Source organism: Chryseobacillus diguaensis (assembly GCF_049220665.1).
GTDB lineage: Bacteria > Bacillota > Bacilli > Bacillales > Bacillaceae > Metabacillus_B.
Map to the genome: position 1 here is coordinate 1 of NZ_JBMKNV010000033.1, position 1,640 is coordinate 1,640.

Consider the following 1,640-nt stretch of genomic DNA (forward strand, 5'->3'; position numbering starts at 1 on the left):
TTCAACAAAACCAGCTAATAGTTTGTCAACATTTTTCATTAAAAACTATATTTCTTCGTGCTATACTAAAAATGTCCATGACAAATAACCTTCCATAATTACATAATTGGAAGGTTTTTCATTTTATAGTTAGGAGTGATACTTAAGCTATATCTTGGAAGGTTGATTTACTTTTTAATAAGGCATAGATCCAGTGTATAAGCTTATTTACACAGGCAATGACGGCGACTCGAAATGGTTTACCTTCATCGCGCTTTTTATCATAAAACTCTCTTAGTTTCTTATTTCTTGCTATAATATCATCCGTCGTCTTTTGCTTTCTGGCATCACGAATTCCACACCGTACAGCCATATATAACGCTCGCCTTAATCGATTTGACCCTCGTTTGGTGATTTTGTTTTGAGTGGCTGTAAATCGACCAGAAGAGTAAACACTAGGGTCTGTTCCTGCAAATGCAACCAACTTCTTTGGGTGATTAAACCTATCTATCTCTCCAATCTCTGAGGTGATTGTTGCCGCAATCTTTTCTCCGATACCAGGGATAGATTGGATAATCTTATATGCTTCAATTTCATTAGCGAGGGCATCTATTTCAGCTGCTAACTTCGATAGATGCTCTTCGTATTGAAGAACAATGCTGATTAATATCTTTAGATTAAAGGTGTGACTGTCGTACATATGTTGTTGAAATGGATTTCTTCTAGCCGCCTCAATTAGTTTCTCTGCTTTCTCTTTCGCCCATTGATCTGATCGACTACTACATAATGACGAAATCATGTTTGTTAAATCCGTAAAGGAAACCTCTAAAACAGACTCTGAAGTAGGAAATGCTTCAAGTACTTTTAACGAGACTTTAGAATATAGGTTGCTAAAAACACCTCGATATTCAGGGAATACTTGATCCAATAGAGACTGTAATTGTAGCTTTGTTTCAGAAGAGACGCTCGAAATGGCTTCCTGTTGTCTCGTTAAATTCCTCAAATTTAAAAGCTGAATTCCTCTTTTTCTATGAGGTTCTAACTCTTCTTTGTAGAATAGCTCGCAAAGTTGATACGCATCTACAGGGTCTGTCTTTACCTTTCTAAGATTGGCACTACGTGAGCGATGAGACACTAGAGGATTCACCATAATATATACATAGTCTTGTTCATCTAAAAACTGGACAACAGGGGAATGATAAGAACCAGTTGACTCCAAGATAACCGAAGGTTTCATCCCATCTGATGCTTTCGTAACCTCCTTTAAGAAAACTAATAAGCTATCTAAACCATCCAAAGTATGCTTTACACTAAAGCTTTTACGATAAGGTTTTCCTTTATCTAAAAAGGCTTGAACCTGACTTTCTCCTTTTGACACATCCAGACCGATCACTGGATTCATCTATCAATCTCCTCCTAGATATGAATTAGTCGGTAACCCCTAAGCTCCTTGTAATGTCATAGGTTCGCTTGTTAAACGGGATCCATGTCCCAACCAGCCAGAAACATGTTTTTACAAGTAGGGGGCGAACAGTTTTGCTGACGGGATCAAGTCCCACGGGCGCTACGTTCTACCCCGACTACCGCTATCATAAGACCATATAGAAAAAGGTCAACCAGAAATATCTGGCTAAGCTTATATTACGATCGGGCGCAATTGT

General features: G+C 38.2%; 1 protein-coding gene. It reads right to left on the reverse strand.

Annotated elements, in window-relative coordinates; all coding sequences use genetic code 11:
- Positions 1-142 precede the first annotated feature (142 nt).
- Positions 143-1,381: an IS110 family RNA-guided transposase gene (locus tag ACOT8F_RS20865; protein WP_421653833.1), complete on the reverse strand. Its 1,239-nt coding sequence runs from the start codon at positions 1,379-1,381 to the stop codon at positions 143-145.
- Positions 1,382-1,640 lie beyond the last annotated feature (259 nt).